This window comes from Haloarcula sp. H-GB4, from assembly GCF_030848575.1.
In the GTDB taxonomy this organism is placed as follows: Archaea; Halobacteriota; Halobacteria; order Halobacteriales; family Haloarculaceae; genus Haloarcula.
Window position 1 is genome coordinate 624,514 of sequence record NZ_JAVDDX010000002.1, and the last position, 15,990, is coordinate 640,503.

Genomic DNA, 15,990 nt, shown 5'->3' on the forward strand with positions numbered 1-15,990 from the left:
CAGCTACTGAACACCGATGGCAGACAAACCTGAGACAGACGACGATCAGAGTACACAACGACTTGCAGGCGACGTTGCGATTATCACGGGCGCGTCATCGGGAATTGGTGAGGCCACTGCCGAGGCGCTCGCTGACGCAGGCGCAAGTGTTGCGCTCGCGGCACGCCGCGCTGACGAACTGGAGGCCCTTGCGGACCGAATCGAGTCATCCGGTGGGGATGCGCTGGTTGTACCGACCGACGTCACCGACGAGGACGACATCGACTCGCTGGTCGAGGCGACGACCGACGAGTACGGTCGCATCGACATCCTCGTCAACAACGCCGGCGTAATGCTTCTCGAACCGTTGGAACGAGCAGACCGCTCGAACCTCCAGCAGATGGTCGAGGTGAACCTGCTCGGGTTGATGAACCTCACCCATGCGGTGCTCCCAGTCATGCAAGAGCAGGAGAGCGGCCACATCGTCAACGTCTCCTCCGTCGCAGGACGCCGCGCATCGGCCGATTCGAGCGGCTACAACGCGACGAAGTTCGGCGTGAACGCGTTCACTGAGGCCGTCCGGCAGGAAGTGACGACACAGGGTATCCGGACGACGGTTATTGAACCGGGTGCTGTCGATACGGAACTCGCAACACACGTGCCGGACGAGCAGGTGCTGGAACGGTTCGCAGAGATGGACCTCCCGATGCTCCACCCCGACGACATCGCTCGCGGCATCGTGTACGCTACGAGCCAGCCCGCCCGGGTGGACGTGAACGAACTCCTGATCAGACCGACCGGCCAGGATATCTGAGACGGCCACTGCTCTCATCAGACGCAATGTAGCGATAGTCGACTCGAAACGCCGTCTCTGCTGTTTTTACTGGACGCGCGACCGACGGCACTGACCGCTGGGACCAGCCGTTAGCTGCTCGAAACGGTAGGACAGTCACATCGTGGTCATCTCCATCGTTTGAGAGGGAGGCTGTCACTGAAACGGGACGCACAGTTGTCGAAACGCCCGGTATCGGAGGACCCTTACGTCAGCTACCCTAACCATATACATGGCAATTGAGACGGATGTCCTCGTCGTCGGTGGTGGCGCGACCGGCGCTGGCGTCACTCGTGACCTAGCACTCCGCGGTGTCGACGTGACACTCGTCGAGCGTGACGGTCTGACAAGTGGCACCTCCGGGCGCTCGCACGGACTGCTGCACAGCGGTGCCCGCTACGCCGAGGCGGATCAGGTCGGTGCCGAGGAGTGCATCACCGAAAACCGGATACTCAAGGAGATCGCCGGGGAATGCATCCGTGACACCGGTGGGTTGTTCGTCCAGCTTGCCGGAGACGACCCTGACTACTTCGAGACCAAGCGGGCGGCCTGCGAGGAGATCGGTATTCCCGTAGAGACGCTGGACGCCGACGCGGCCCGTGAGCGAGTGCCCGACCTCGCATCGGATGTCGAGCGCGCGTTCGAGGTTCCAGACGCCGTCATTTATCCGTCGCGGCTCGTCGCCGCGAACGCCGCAGACGCCCGTGACCACGGCGCAACGATACACCCACACGCACCCGTGCAGGATGTACTCGTCGAGAACGGGCAAGTGGCTGGCGTGCAAGTCGGCGGGACAGTCGAGGACACCATCGAGGCCGACTACGTCGTCAACGCGACCGGTGCCTGGGCGGGCGAGTTCGCCGCGATGGCCGGCCTCGACGTCGAGATGCAACCCACGCGAGGTGTGATGGTCTCGGTCGAGTACGACGACCTCGGGCCGGTGCTCAACCGCTGTCGGGACCCTGACGACGGCGATATCGTCGTGCCACACGAGAGTGAGGCCGTCCTCGGAACGACGAGTGTGCCTGTCCGCGACCCGGACGAGTACGAGACGGAGCAGTGGGAAGTCAAAGAGAGCATCGAGGAATGTGCGGCGATGCTGCCCTCGGTCGCGGACGCCCCCGAAGTTCGGACCTGGTGGGGTGTCCGGCCGCTGTACGCGCCCGACGAGGCGGAGCGCGGCCGCGGCATCTCGCGGGGCTTCTTCCTGCTCAATCACGCCGACGACGGCGTCAAGAACATGGCGAGCATCGTCGGCGGCAAGCTGACCACCTACCGGCAGATGGCCGAAGCGACGGCCGACCTCATCTGTGACGACCTCAGCGTCGACGCCGTCTGTCGGACTGCAGACCAGACACTCCCGAACGTCGACGATCCGGCGCAGTTGGACGCGCTCGTGGCCGAGTTCGACGGGCAGGGCCCGACTGACGAAGACGTGGTAGGGTCAGCGTAACCACGCCTATTGTTGCCCTGACCCAAGCCGGGAAAGAGGACTATCGGCTGACTGTACCGTTATAAGGGTGGCAGCCGCACATGCTCTCATGATAAACGAGACCGTACGGCAGATCGAGGAGATGGAAACACAGAGTTCCTCGATTGCCGCCGTGAAAGCCGCCAAAGCACTCCGCGAACTAACAGACCGCGAGTGCCACACGGTCGAGGACTTCTGCCGTGTCGTCGAGCGCAACAGCAGCGCACTCCAGCGAGCGAACCGATCGCACGCGCCGCTATACACCACACAGCAACGGATCGTGACGGATCTGAAAGACGCCGACCTCGACTCTGTCTCGGCGGCCAAGAAGCGATTACTCGACACAATCGACGAGGTCGTTACGGAAATCGAGACCAGCAAAGATCGCGCGGCGGAGCGAGCGGCGACGCTCATCGACGACGGCGACGTGCTGGTGACACACGAGAACTCCTCGACGGTGATGGCGACGCTCATGGCGGCGCTGGACGACGGCAAGGAGTTCCACCTGTACGCGAGCGAGTCCCGGCCGCATTTTCTGGGCCGTCGAACCGCTCGCCAGTTGGCTGACCGGGACGGAGCCGACGTGACGCTCATCGTCGACGGCGCAGTGGGCCACTATCTCTCGGAGGCCGACCGCGTTTTCGTCGGCATGAACTGCCTCATCGACGACGTGGTGTACAATCGTATCGGAACACTACCGCTGGCCGCGACGGCTAACGAGATGGATGTTCCTGTGACCGTCGTCGGAACCTCCTCAAAGTTCATCGGCAGCGGCTTCTCCTTCAGGAACACATTCAGGCAGGGTTCGGACGTGATGCTCGAACCGCCGGAGGGATTCGATATCGGCAATCCGGGCTACGACGCGACGCCGACCCGCCTGCTCGATACGGTCGTCACGGAGGACGGCATCCTGCAGTTCTGAGGGGCCTCAGCGGATTGTTCTATCAGTGACGCGTTGAAGTCGATCGGCGATGTCAGTATCAAGCGCAGCTTCGGTCACCCGCCACTGCCAGTTCCCGGTCGCCGTGCCGGGGACGTTGAATCGGGTGTCACTACCGAGGCCGAGCAGGTCCTGCATGGTCGTCATTGCAACGATTGCGTTCGAGTTCCACACCGCCTCGATGAGGTCCCAGTTAATTTCCTCTCCGTCGGTGCCGAGATTGTACTGGAGGCAGTCGCGCTGGCGGTCCGCGAGGTCCCGGTAGTAGCCGATGATGGTGTCCGTATCGTGGGTCGATGTGTAGCCGACGGCGGATTCCGGGTAGTGCATCGGCTGGTACATATGCCCCTCTTCGCACCAGTCGGCGTACTGCGGCACGCGCATCCCGGGGAAGCCGAACTCGTCCCGGAGCGCGACGATGCTCTCGTCGAGAAAGCCCAGGTCCTCGACGAAAAACGGGAGTTCGCCGAGCCTGCCTTTGACCGTCTCGAAGAAATGCGCGCCGGGGCCGTCCCGCCACTGTCCGGCGGCCGGGTCGTCCGCTTCGGCCGGAATCGACCAGAACTCGTCGAAGCCCTTGAAGTGGTCGATGCGGGCGATGTCGACGAGGTCGAACAGTCGCTCGAACCGGTCGACCCACCAGCCGTAGTCATCTGAGCGGAGGGCGTCCCAGTCGTAGACGGGATTCCCCCACCGCTGGCCGTCGTCGCCGGGGTTGGGCGGAACGCCGGCCACCTCAGCAGGATGGTGGTCGTCGTCGAGTCGGAACACCTCAGGATACGCCCAGACATCCGCCGAATCGAGGCCGACGTAGATTGGCAGGTCACCCACGAGACCGATGTCCCGGTCGGCCGCGTACTCGGCCAGCGCCTGCCACTGACTGTCGAAACACCACTGGACGAACTTGTGGTAGCGGATGTCGTCGGCCAACTCGTCCTGATATCGCTCCATGGCCGCTGGCTCGCGCGTTCTGATATCGTCCGGCCAGTCCATCCAGCCGACATCGTCGAACTCGGCTTTCAGCGCCGTGAACAGTGCGTAGTCGTCAAGCCAGCCGGCCTCGCGCTCACAGAACTCGGTGAACGACTGCTGGTCCGCGTCGCTTGCGCTCTCGTCGAAGGCGGCGTACGCGTCTCGAAGCCGGGCTTCCTTGAACTCGGTTACGCGGTCATAGTTGACGTGCTGTCGTGAGAGGTCCTCGGGCGGTTCAGTGTCGGCCTCCGTGAGATAGCCGCGGTCGGCGAGGTCCTGCAGGTCGATGAGCAAGGGGTTCCCCGCGAAGGCGGACGAGGACTGATACGGGGAATTCCCGTGGATGCTCGCCGTCGGACCGAGCGGGCAAAACTGCCATAGCGACTGGTCCCCCCGGTCGAGGAAGTCGACAAACGCCCGCGCACCGGCACCGAGGTCACCGATGCCGTGTGGCCCCGGAAGCGACGTCAGGTGGAGAAACACGCCACTCTGCCGTTCGAATTGCATATGCATCTGTTGCCCTGACAGGCATTTCAATGGGCGGGGTTTTTCGAGCAGGGAGGAGAGGCTGAGCGGGATACCGTCGTATCCGTGTCAGGACGTTGCGGCGGGGGTACGCAAACATATATATTGTATCCATTTGATGCTATGACGAGAGAGTCAGTTACAGAGATGCCACCGAACGTTCTGATGCTTGGCTGGGGGTTCCCACCCAACATCACCGGCGGGCTTGATACCGCTATCGGGGAGCTGTTCGAACAGCTCGAACCGAGAGACGACGTCGAGTTCGAGCTGGTGTTGCCCGCGGAGTACGCGCCGCCGGACCGCGACGGGATCCACGGCGTCTCAACGGGAAGCGGTGACATTATCACCCGCATTGGTCGGCTGGCTGGAGAGTTTGCCGACAAAGCGGCCGACGCCGACATCATCCACACGAACGACTGGTTCGGCTACAACCCCGGCTCGCGGGCTAAATCGTCACACGATGTGGAGTGGATTTCGACGTTTCACTCGCTATCGGCGGACCGGAACGTGACGCCACCACAGCGTGAGGTCGAAACAGAGCAGCGGGTCGCCAACCGCTCAGACCACGTCGTCGCGGTGAGCAAGTTCACACAGCGGCGGATTCGCGAGCAGTACGACGCAGACTCGACGGTCATCTACAACGGGTTCTCGTCGGTGGAGCCGACGGGCCGAGACATCAAGGCGGAGCTGGGTATCGACGGGAAGATGCTGTTTTTCGTCGGTCGACACACCGACCAGAAGGGGCTGTCGTACCTGCTGTACGCGCTCTCAAAGCTCGGTCGGGACGACGTGAGCCTCGTACTCGGCGGCTCGGGTCACCTCACCGAACAGCTCGAACGGTTCGCGGAGCTGCTGGGAGTCGAGGACCGTGTCTACTTCCCGGGGTATCTCCCCCAGTCGGAACTCGGGGACTACTACAACAGCGCCGACTTGTTCGTCTCGCCGTCGCTGGCGGAGCCGTTCGGCATCACCATCGTCGAAGCGCTGTCGGTCGGGACGCGCGTCGTCGCTTGCGAGAGCGGAGCCGCGGAACTTCTCAACGAAGACTGCGTCATCGAGGTCGAGCCCGATTCGGACTCCATCGCTGGGGGAATTGAGCACGCGCTATCGCTGTCGACGCCGATTGAGTACGATGTTCGAACCTGGGGCGAAGTCGCTGACGAGCACGTTGAGTTCTACCACGAAGTTCTGGATGAAGCCTGACCTGCGGCCCCGAACTCACCGGAGAAAGCGAACGTCCGTGACCGGCTCCGGGTGGACGATCAGATAGCCGTCAGCGGTCGGCTCCAGCCCCGTCACAGATGTTGTGTCCGTTTGTGTCCGGTACGGGCTATCGGCGGTTCCGTCAGCCGACTGGTAGGGGCTGTCGTACGGTGTCTGCCTGTCTTCCGGCGGGCGGTCGAAATCTTCTGGCGGCAGGTATATTTTCTCGCCCGATTTCGAGCGGACCACGACAGCCGTGTCGCGGTCGCCCGTGACATCAATTCTGGTCCGGCCGTCGTCGATTGTCATCTCGAACGTGACTGGCTCCGTTTCTGTTTGTGCCATGTTATCTGGTAGCTTGCGTACGGCGAGTAAACGGCGCTGTGTCACTTAGTCCTTCGCCAGCGGTGCGATGGCTGGCGGTGGACCGCCGTGAGTCCTGCACTCGAACAGCGGACCCGTTGTCGCGAGCCATCAGCGGTTGATGATGAGCGAGCCCGACATGTTGTACCCCTCGACGTAGACGTCCTCGCCGAGGATCGTTTCGTCGAGGTCGCAGTCGTGGACCTCGGCGTCCGGGAAGACGATGGTCCGTTCGAGGCTGCTGTCGGTCACTTCCGCCCCGGCCATCACGTGGACAGTGTCACCGATTTCGGAGTTCTCGACGGTCGCGTCGGGGTGGATGAGTGACCCGCCACCGAGTTTCCACTCGACGGTCTCGAAATACGAATCTGGCGTCCCGATGTCGAACCAGACATCGTCGAAGGTGAACGCGGACACCGGCTCCTGCTGTTGCAGCCAGTCGATGTACCAGCCCGGTTCGTCGGGGTTGTTGTCGCCCGAGAGGTACTCCTCGAAGCGGAGCGATTCAGCCGGGAAGGCGTAGCAGGCAATCGAAACAAGCGTGCTCTTAGGATGGTCCGGTTTCTCCTGAAAGTCGATGACACGGTCGCCATCGAGTTCGACGAGCCCGTAGGATTTGGCTTTCTCCCGCGAGCCTACGTCGTAGGCAGCAAGTGCCGGCCCGTCGCGCTCCTCGAAGAAGTCAAGGAACTCCGAGGGGTCGAAGCCGATGAGGTTGTCCCCGCCGATAATAAACAGGTCGTCGTCGATACCTTCGCGGTCGATCAGTTGTGCGAGCGCGCCGACGACGCCGAACTTCTCGTCTTCGTCCGCCGTGCTCTCGATGGAGAGTTGGACCTTTTCGTAGCCCATCTCGTCGATGTGGGCCTCGAACTCGTCGGCGAAGGCCTCGTTCGTGCTGAGATACGTCGTTCCGATTCGCTCGTCGTCTTCCAGTGACTGGAGAACGCCGTCGATAACGGTCGTTTCACCGACCGGGAGTAGCATCTTTGGCCGACGCCGAGTGATCGGCCACAGCCGTGTCGCGTAGCCGCCAGCTAGAACTATCGCGTCCATATCCCACAGTCAGACCCGAATTATAAAGTGGTAACTACTTGTTGGCGGCTCTAGAGGTTGAGCTGCCAGACGGTTGTCCCGGCAGTAACCAGATCTTCGTCGTCCGCGGCGGCAACGATTACTTGGTTCTCACCGGGATCGACATCGACTGCGACCTCGAATTCACGGTCATCAACGGGAATGTATGTGATGTCGGCTGGCGTCTTGACGACAACACAGACACCGGTCGTCTCGCCGGAGACGACCAGCTCGTTCCCACGGAACTGCGTATCGACGCGGAGCGCGGGGCTGCGGTCGGGCGTGTGCGCCCGCCGCTCCCGGTAGCGGTCGTCGACGAACGCGGGCGTCTCGACCGGCTCGCCGGCGCTGATTCCGTGAGCCAGCCGCACGTACTGGGCCATCGACCACGCCAGCGGCGTCGCCGAGCCGGTCCCTTCGGCGAACTCCCAGTCGTACTCGGTCGCGTGGCCGCGGTCCCAGATCTGTTCGGCGATCATCCGGCCCGAGTTCGCCACGTCCTGCATCATCCGGAGAGCGTTCTCCGGGGGGATGTCCGGGTCGTCACGGTGGAGTTCGTACTCGGCGCGCTCGCCGGTGAGTAGCGGCCAGAGGCGGCCCTTCCCCTTGTGTTCGACCGTCCACGGCGCGCCCTGGTCGTCCCGGCCGCGTTCGCCGTATCCGTCGCCGTTGTACCGGTAGAACCCGGGCGCGTACTCCGTGTCGACGCTGATGGTGTCGTCGACTTCGACGAGGGAGTTCCGGATCGTTTCGTCGTCGTCAGGCTTGATACCCAGCCGGACGAGTTCGAGGAAGCCGCCGTCGATGATGTTGCGCTCGTCCAGCGTCGGACCGTCGTTGGCGAGCGTCCGGAGGTGGCCCATTTCGGGGTTCCCGTCGAGCGTGATCCGCGTGTAGTAGGGCGTGTTGGTGTGGCGCTCGGTCCCGGTCTCGGTCGCGGTCCAAGCCTCGACGTTGTTCGCCCACTGGTCGGCCAGCGCCAGCCAGACGAGCGCGTCGGCCTCGTGGCCGGTGTCGAGGGCGATTTTCGCCGCACACGCGAGTCCCGCGATTTCGGCCGCAATCGAGGACGGCGAGAAGCCGGCCTCCTCCTCCCAGCGCTCCTGTGCGGTCTCAGGGCCATGGCGGACGACGTACTCGGCCGACCGCCGGACGTTCTCGTAGCTGTACTCGACATCCTCGAAGTCGACGCCGCTCTCGGCAAGCCGATAGGCCATCACCTGCGGGAACGAGATGTTGTCCATCTGCTCGCCGCCCCAGCGGGTCGTCCCGTTGACGTAGGTGTTCTGCGGAATGAAGCCGGCGTCGTCCTGCTGGTACTCGTAGATATACTCCAGCTGGTCCGTCGCGATGTCCAGCGACCCGATGGCGTCGAACACGCTGAACACCTGATACAGGTCCCGGGACCAGACGAAGTTGTAGCCGTAGCCCTTGGGCTCCTCGGCGTGGACGGCCTCGCCCCACGGCACTGACGGCGAGGCGATAGACGCTCCGTGGTAGGTCTTGTCCTCCACGGCCAGAAGCGTCATCAGCGCGGTTCGGTACTGGTTCGCCAGCGCGTCGTCGTCAGCGACCGAGTCCGGGAGTTGCTTGTCCGACAGGAAGTCGGCCCAGCTGTCAGCGTACTCGGCACTGACCGTCTCGTAGCCGCGGTCGAGCGCACCGTCGGCTTCGCCCAGCGCGGCGGCGGTGTCAGCCTGTCGCGCGAAGCCGAGCGCGACCGTGTCCCTGACTCTGGTTCCCGAGTCCAGCCGACCGATGAGGACGAGGTTCGTCCCGTCGATGGATTCGACCGGGTCCGGGAGGTCACCGTCAGAGTACAGTCCGTCGAGGTGGTCGCTACCAGCCGCGCCGACGGTTGCCCAGTCGAAGCGCCCGGCCGCGGCCATCGCCACAGCGACGGAGTAGGCGTCACCGTTCTCGTCGACGAGCAGGTCGTTGTCGGTCTGGTCGGTGTAGGCGCGGGGGTTCCGGCCGACAAGGTGGTAGCTCCCGGGCTGGCCGTATCTGATGGCGCGGTCCTCCGTGATCGTACTGGTAAGCGCGATGTCCGCGACGGAGAACACGTCGTAGGATTTGTCGTCCGCTGAGCTGAATGATACGTCGGCGACGATGGCGTCGTGTTCGGGGTCGGTCGCGTAGTCGACGGTGAGCGTCCACTCGTGGCCTTGGCCGTCGCCGGTCTCGGTGAAAACGTGGCGATAAAGCAGCGCCTCGTCGTCGACGGGTTCGACGCGTCGCCTGACGCTGTCGTCGGTCCGGCGGTTCTCGCGATGGGTCCGGACGGCGTAATCCGTCTCGTCCGTACACCGGACCAGAAAATCGAGCGTCCGCAGGTTCATCAGGTCCACCTGCGGGTAGCGAGCCTCCGTCAGTGCGCCCTCGGTGAGCGTGAACCAGACGCGGGAGGGGTCCTGCTCGTCGTGGTCGGCGACGGTGCCGACGCCGTACTTCTCCCCGGTCGTCCAGGTCGGGCGCTCACTCGGCCCCTCAGTCCCGGCCGATGTCGTGGGGAGCGCGTTTAGCTCACCCAGCCGTGCGGTCGCGTGAAGCCGTAACGCGTGCGACCAGCCAAGCGGCGTCGCGCTGTCGAGGGCGCCGTCGTCGAAGGCCTGTTCGGCGAGGTAGCCAGCGTCGGTCGTGAGTGGGCCGTCCTCCTCGAGCAGTTCGTACAGGTCGCTCGCGCGGTCAAGGTAGGCGTCGCCGCCCTCGTCGCGGTCGTTCAGCATGTCGCCGACACGGGCGGCTGCGAGGGCCCCCATCGCCGTCGTGACTGTCCAGACCTTCTCGCTGTCCTGATGACCGGTCCGCCAGCGGTCGCCCTCGTAGCGGGCCAGTCCCGCGACCCGGCTCTCGGAGGGGTTCCGGAACAGCGTGTCAAGCGTCGTGCTCACGTGGTCGGCCAGGTGCGTGAGGTGCTGGTCAGAGAGTGTCGTCCGCTCGACGTTGTCGTACTCCTGCAGTGCATCCGCGAGGTGGAGCCCCGCAGCGTCGATGCGGTGGTCCGGCGTTCCGTTTGTCAGCCCCATCACGTACACGCCCAGATCACTGTCCCAGAGCGTATCCAGCCCGTCGAGCAATTGCTCGGCCGCCGCCAGACTCCGCTCACAGACCGACTCTGGCATTGGGGCACGGCCCACCGCGGCGAAGGCCCCAATGAACGTCGCAGTAGTATGGGTGAACTGCCCGATTGAGTCCTCCCAGACGTTCTGACACGGCTCGGGCAGGTCGTTAGCCGCAATGTCTTCAATGAGCGTGTCGACGGCTGTCTGGATCGTTTCCCGAACCATCGCCGTCAGTTCGGCGTCCAGCTTGCTGCGATGTGTTCGCAACAGTGTCGCGAGGAAGGCAGTGACAGTCGCGGTCTGGTCGGCCTGATACTCCGGCGATTCCGCGTTGTGCTCAACTCTGGCATTGGCCCACCCCGGCGCGATAGCCCCGGTGTCGGCCCAGACGCGGTGGGGCCACCGCCCGTCGGAAAGCTGGCTATCACAGAGGAACTCTGCGCTCTCAGTCAGCATTTCTACGGTATCGATATCGAGTCGGTCGCCGGCTTCGAGCAGGTGCCGGGAGACCGAGGCGTCATCGCGGAACCAGACGTACCCGTAGCCGCCGGAGTTCGCATAAAACGGGTCGAATTCCGGGGCAGCGATGCGACCGCCGGTCGGCGAGGACAGCAGGTCGAGCACCCGCAGGTCCATGCGTATCGAGTCCGAGCGTGGCATGGATTCAGTCACGTCGATGCGCGTTCGTTCCCGTCCAGCCTGCCGGAGGTCGTCAGACGTCGTATGCTCCGTCACGCAATCGGCAAGGTCGAGCAGTGCCGTCTCCCGGTCGACCTCGTCGTGGTTCGAGAGCTGACTGACCAGGGTCGTGTCCTTGCTGCGTCCGGACCGATCAAGCGGCGCAGTCACGAGGAAGTCGCCGGTGAGTCGAGTCTGGTCGCGTCGCTCGACCGGCTCCGACCGCGGGAACTCGATCGGGCTGTCCTCGAGTATCTCGGCGAGGCGTTCCGGCCGCTGTCCGGCGACAGCGTCCAGCCCGGTCGACGAGGCGAGGTAATCGTGCTCTCGTCGGTGGTACACTTCCAGCACCCGCGAGTTGTCGGGCCCGGCATCCTCGTGAATCAGCGAGCCGACGCCGCTGTCGCTACTGTCGGGAGCCAGTGTGACGAACGCTACGAGCTTGGCGTCCTGAGGCACGGCTCCGCGCATCGCGACGTGCGTGACGTGTGCCCGTCCCAGCGTCAGGTCGTACTGGTGGACCGTGAACGATCCCGCGTCGTATTCGGTCTCAACGAGCCGCGTCTCGCGATAGTAGTGCTGTCTGATCGTCTCCAAGTCACTGAACCACCGTGTTTCGTCTCCAAGCATAACCCCAAGGCGGGAGCGGTCGATACCGGAGAGCCCGGAGAGCGAATCGGAATAGTCCTTCAGTGTGCCGTCTTCGCCGACGTGTACGAGTCGATCACCATGCCCGGAGAAAGAGCCTGAAACAGTCCTGCGCTCCTCTGGAAAGCGCTCATGACGAGTCCGTTTGTATTCGTTGAGCGCTGTCGAAAGCCGCATACACATCAAAGTAGACCACTCTCTATAAACTCCTGTGGTTCGGACAAATTAGTGATACTTCGGGGCCACGACTGCGTACCCCGGGAGGGCGGAGCCGCTGGTGTTGAACGGACCCGCCCGCGTGGATTACTGGCGCAGGTCGCTCTCGGCAGCCGAAAACACGCCAACACTATCGACTGAAACGGTCGCATCCCCGTCGCCAGCAGCGCCACAGTGCTCCCCGGAAACGAGGTCGGTACCGTCAGTTCCGGCCGGTAGCCCAACCGTCGTCGGCTCGCTGCTAAAGTTGAGCACTACGACAGCCGCGTCCTCTGCAGTCGTTCGTGCGTACGCGACGACGCGGTCGGACGGCCCGTCTCGGACCTCGTACGGGATTCGGACGAGGTCAGCATCCGCCGACAGCGCCGGCTGGTCGTGTCTGGTTGCCGAAAGATCGCTGACAAACGACCGGAGCGTCTCGTCGGCGTGGTCCCACGCAAGGTCGTCGCGCCGGCCGCGCTGGCCGAACTCCTGACCGGCGTACAGCAACGGTGCGCCCGGGAGCGTGAACAGCGCCCCCGCGGCAGCCTCGGCGGCGTCCCGTCCGTAATCGACGATATAGCGAGTTTCGTCGTGGTTCTCAGCGTACAGCATGAACGACGCGTGCTCGGGGAAGCCGATCTCCGCCCGACCCTCGATGGCACTGAGGACAGCCTCGGCATCGCCGCCGCCGCCGACCTGCCGGAGCGCGGCGTAGGTCGTCGAGTCGAAGTGCATATCGAACAGCCCGGCCTGGAAGTCGGGGATGTACGGGATGGTCTCGTCCAGTAGTAAGAACTCGCTGTCGTGGTCCTTGCAGTAATCGTGGATCTCACGCCAGAAGCTGTTCGGGACGGCCCAGGCCATGTCACAGCGGAACCCGTCGACCAGTTCAGCCCACTGGGCAACCGCATCGAGCAGGTGCCGGCGGACCGGCAGGTGATCGAAGTTGAAGTTCGCGATATGCTCCCACTCGAAGTACGTCTCTGGTTCGGTGTCACTTCGCCACTCGTACCACTCCCGATAGTCGGCGTTTGGCCCTTCAACGGCGGACTCGAAGTAGGGGTGGGTCCGCGCCGAGTGATTACAGACGAGGTCGAACAGCACCTTGAGCCCGCGGTCGTGGGCCGCCTCGATGAACCGCTCGTAGTCCGCGCGGGTGCCCAGATCCGACGCGATTTCGAAGAAGTCAGTGATGTTGTAGCCGTGGGGCGCGTGGTCGTTCTGTAACACCGGCGTGAGCCAGATGGCGTCGACGCCGAGCGAGTCGAGATAGTCCAAACGGTCGATAATCGCGTCGAACGGCGAGTCGTCGCTCTCGCCGGCGAATGTGCGGACGTAGATCTCGTAGATGACAGCGTCCTCAGCCCAGGCCGGCGCGTCGTACGGTCGACTGGCAGCGACCCCGTCGCCGCTCGTCACTGTCTCGACGCCGTTCCCGTCGCGAGTGAACTCGACGGCGTCGGGCACGCTGTAGCCGTGGTCTCCGACGGCAACGGCGTGGATACGAGCGCGGTCCGGGAGCGCGTCCAGCGGAATCCGGAGAGTCGTCCCGCCCCGGGTCACCGCGTCGGCGTCGATGTCGTCACGGTCGTCCAGCAAGAACTCGACGGCGAGGTCGCTGGCTGTCTCGGTCCCCTCGGGGTGGGGGCTGCAGTCTGCCCGAACCACGGCCTCGTCGCCCTCGATCTCCGGCCGCAGCGTCAGGCGCGGCTGGCCGCCGCCGCCGTCTCCGCCGCTGTCCCTTGCCGAGGTGTACTCGCCGCTCCCGCTACGGCCCGAGCCACTTCGCTCACCGGAGACGCCACCGCTGTGACCGCCGGAGCGGCCGGACGTGTGTGTGTCACTCGGCTGGAGACTCCCCGGAAACGCGCGCACAGTGAGGTCGTGTTCGCCGTCGGGTGCGGTGAGTCGGACGACGTATGTGCCCGGCGCATCGGGGACGAGATGCTCGACCGGGTCGTCGCCGAGCGATACTCTTGATTCTTTCGGTGCCTGCGTGAGTCGCCATGTGTAGGTCGCCGACGGGTCCGGGTCGCGGGGCGCGAGTTCGACCTCGTCACCCGTCGCCACGAACCGCGGCGGTCCAGGATGGTGCATAGGTTCACTGCGATTGACAGTGTCTTTGTACTTGGGGTAGCCGCGAGCATCCCGCCGCCGGCAGCACCGCTTTCTGGCTACGGTGTGTACCGTCCCTGTGCCCAGCTACCGACGCGATGCCGGGTTTGCCCTGCTCTGTGGACTGGTCCTCGTCGCGTATCTGCGCCGGGCCGGCGCACTCGACACGCTCTGGGCCGAATCCGCCGTCGCTGTCGGGGTAATCGGCGCACTAGGTGTCGAAGCGTTGTTCGTGCTCGACACACCTGTGGCGTCGCTGTGGGAGCGCCGCGGCGTGCGGACGGCTTCGGCTGTCACGCTTCTGGGTGTTGCTGGCGGATTCGCAGTCTTTCTGGGTCCAGCCGTCGTCGCTGCGGCGTGCTGGGGGCTCATAACGTACTTCGGTATCCTCGCTGTGAGTCTGTGGTACCGATAATCGTTCGCTCTCCCAAGAACAGTCCTGTGAGCAGCACTAGTCGATGGTCTTCCAGCAACTCTGTTTAGGACGCCAGATAGCGACAGGTGACGCCGACGTATACTGATAGTCGCATATCTAGCACATATTTTTCCCAGTCTAGGGTTGAGAATCCATATTTGGAACTACTATGACTGATACGTAACTATATATTCGATATTGCCGCCAAAATACATCTATATCCTGTGTCTTTCTCGGTATATATTCACCTATCAAAAATGTATTTTCAAGATAGGAGAGGAGATACTAGATAGGGGGAGAAGCAGTCCGTGAGTAGCATTATGTCGAGGAATTTGGGTATAGGTGTATCTCCCAAAGACAATCCGACTTGTCCGCCACGAGTAGCGGGTACTCAGTCGTCGAATAACAACTGTACTGGTATTAGATTTCACCGAGAATCGGACAGTCCACAGGGATAGCGGCCGACCGGGCTGTCGATACCACAACCAGAGCGGTTACTCGTGAGCCAGGTTGACCTCAATGACGTTAGCAGCCTGTTGCACCGTGTCAATGAGCTGTGCCTTGCGGCCCGGCGACTGCAACCGGTTGATTGGTGCGGTGATGCTGATGGCGGCCTCGCGGCGGTCGCCGGTATCGATGGGAACCCCGACACAGCCGGTCCCGTCGACCCGCTCTTCGGTGTCGTCGGCGACGCCGCGTTCTCGGATCGTCTCCAGTTCCGCGAACAGCGTCTCGCGGTCTGTGATGGTGTTGTCCGTCTCGGCCGGCAGCCCACGGGTATCGATGATTTCCGTGACCCGGTCGTCGTCGAAACTCGACAAGAGCGCTTTGCCGATGGCGGTCTTGTGGAGGTGAATCCGCTTCCCGAGGCGCGTATCGAGTGCGACTGCCTGGTCGCCGCTGGTCGTGTGGATGTAGATGCCGTAGCCCTGCTCTTCGATCATCAGGTTCGCCAGTTCGCCGGTCTCAACGGCCATCCGTCTAACCTCGGGCTTTGCGACCTCGTAGATGCCGTCGTAGCGCTGTGCCATGCCGCCGAACTCTAGCCACCGGAGCCCGATTCGGTACTCGCCGTCCCGTTCGACGACCAGTCCCTCGTCTTCCAGCGTCACCAAGTGTTTGTATATCGTGCTCTTGGCCGGCTCCAGCGAGTCAGCGAGTTCGACCAGCGTCGCACTCCCACCGAGGTCTTTGATACCCGAGAGTACCGCCAGCGAAGTCTGCGTCGCCCGGACCGAGTCCGTTTTTGCCTGTGTCATTAGTCATCAGTTCTGCCGCCGCTCGAATAAAATTGCCGTATCGACTGTGACAACCGCTCTGCGGTAGCTTCCGGGGCAACACGTACGGCAGAATGTGCGTCATCGAGCTTTTCGACCGGCACAGGTATTCGAAAAGACGAAACGGAAAATCGGGTCACTGGCGCGAAACCACCGGTCGAAGTCGCCGGGGGCTCCCTAATGTGGCGACCGAACGGCCACGAGATACCGACAGACCAGTGTACGCCGTTGACCG

At 63.4% G+C, this 15,990-nt stretch carries 11 protein-coding genes; 5 read left to right on the forward strand and 6 right to left on the reverse strand.

The genetic code is table 11. From position 1 onward, the window contains the following. The first annotated feature begins 16 nt into the window (after positions 1-16). The 3 genes from RBH20_RS11710 to RBH20_RS11720 all read left to right on the forward strand — a co-directional run bounded on the left by RBH20_RS11710 (position 17) and on the right by RBH20_RS11720 (position 3,204). Positions 17-793, forward strand: a complete 777-nt coding sequence (locus tag RBH20_RS11710) for an SDR family oxidoreductase (protein ID WP_306708746.1) — start codon at positions 17-19, stop codon at positions 791-793. A gap of 250 nt (positions 794-1,043) precedes the next feature. Further along, positions 1,044-2,264, forward strand: coding sequence for an FAD-dependent oxidoreductase (locus tag RBH20_RS11715; RefSeq protein WP_306708748.1), 1,221 nt, complete (start codon positions 1,044-1,046; stop codon positions 2,262-2,264). Between the two features lie 88 nt (positions 2,265-2,352). Then, on the forward strand, positions 2,353-3,204 hold the full coding sequence (locus RBH20_RS11720; protein WP_306708750.1) for a translation initiation factor eIF-2B: 852 nt from the start codon (positions 2,353-2,355) through the stop codon (positions 3,202-3,204). 6 nt (positions 3,205-3,210) lie between these two features. Here RBH20_RS11720 and malQ read toward each other — a convergent pair whose 3' ends face one another. Further along, positions 3,211-4,701 carry a 4-alpha-glucanotransferase gene (gene malQ, locus RBH20_RS11725; RefSeq protein WP_306708752.1) on the reverse strand — a complete coding sequence of 497 codons (1,491 nt, stop codon included), beginning with the start codon at positions 4,699-4,701 and terminating at the stop codon, positions 3,211-3,213. 165 nt (positions 4,702-4,866) lie between these two features. On the opposite strand from malQ, the gene RBH20_RS11730 reads away from it, so the two are divergent. Further along, a complete protein-coding gene (locus tag RBH20_RS11730) occupies positions 4,867-5,922 on the forward strand; it encodes a glycosyltransferase family 4 protein (protein WP_306710441.1) in 1,056 nt (351 codons plus the stop codon). 15 nt (positions 5,923-5,937) lie between these two features. On the opposite strand, the gene RBH20_RS11735 is transcribed toward RBH20_RS11730, so the two are convergent. The 4 genes from RBH20_RS11735 to malA all read right to left on the reverse strand — a co-directional run bounded on the left by RBH20_RS11735 (position 5,938) and on the right by malA (position 14,045). Further along, positions 5,938-6,267, reverse strand: a complete 330-nt coding sequence (locus RBH20_RS11735) for a hypothetical protein (RefSeq protein WP_306708754.1) — start codon at positions 6,265-6,267, stop codon at positions 5,938-5,940. A gap of 129 nt (positions 6,268-6,396) precedes the next feature. After that, positions 6,397-7,341 carry a sugar phosphate nucleotidyltransferase gene (locus RBH20_RS11740; protein WP_306708756.1) on the reverse strand — a complete coding sequence of 315 codons (945 nt, stop codon included), beginning with the start codon at positions 7,339-7,341 and terminating at the stop codon, positions 6,397-6,399. A gap of 50 nt (positions 7,342-7,391) precedes the next feature. Beyond that, positions 7,392-11,927: a glycoside hydrolase family 15 protein gene (locus RBH20_RS11745; RefSeq protein ID WP_306708758.1), complete on the reverse strand. Its 4,536-nt coding sequence runs from the start codon at positions 11,925-11,927 to the stop codon at positions 7,392-7,394. A 126-nt stretch (positions 11,928-12,053) separates the two neighbouring features. Next, positions 12,054-14,045: an alpha-amylase MalA gene (gene malA / locus RBH20_RS11750; protein ID WP_306708760.1), complete on the reverse strand. Its 1,992-nt coding sequence runs from the start codon at positions 14,043-14,045 to the stop codon at positions 12,054-12,056. A gap of 97 nt (positions 14,046-14,142) precedes the next feature. On the opposite strand from malA, the gene RBH20_RS11755 reads away from it, so the two are divergent. Next, positions 14,143-14,478: a hypothetical protein gene (locus tag RBH20_RS11755; RefSeq protein WP_306708762.1), complete on the forward strand. Its 336-nt coding sequence runs from the start codon at positions 14,143-14,145 to the stop codon at positions 14,476-14,478. A gap of 494 nt (positions 14,479-14,972) precedes the next feature. Here the strand turns inward: RBH20_RS11755 and RBH20_RS11760 are convergent, their stop codons facing one another. Then, positions 14,973-15,737 carry an IclR family transcriptional regulator gene (locus RBH20_RS11760; protein ID WP_306708764.1) on the reverse strand — a complete coding sequence of 255 codons (765 nt, stop codon included), beginning with the start codon at positions 15,735-15,737 and terminating at the stop codon, positions 14,973-14,975. Between the last annotated feature and the right edge of the window lie 253 nt (positions 15,738-15,990).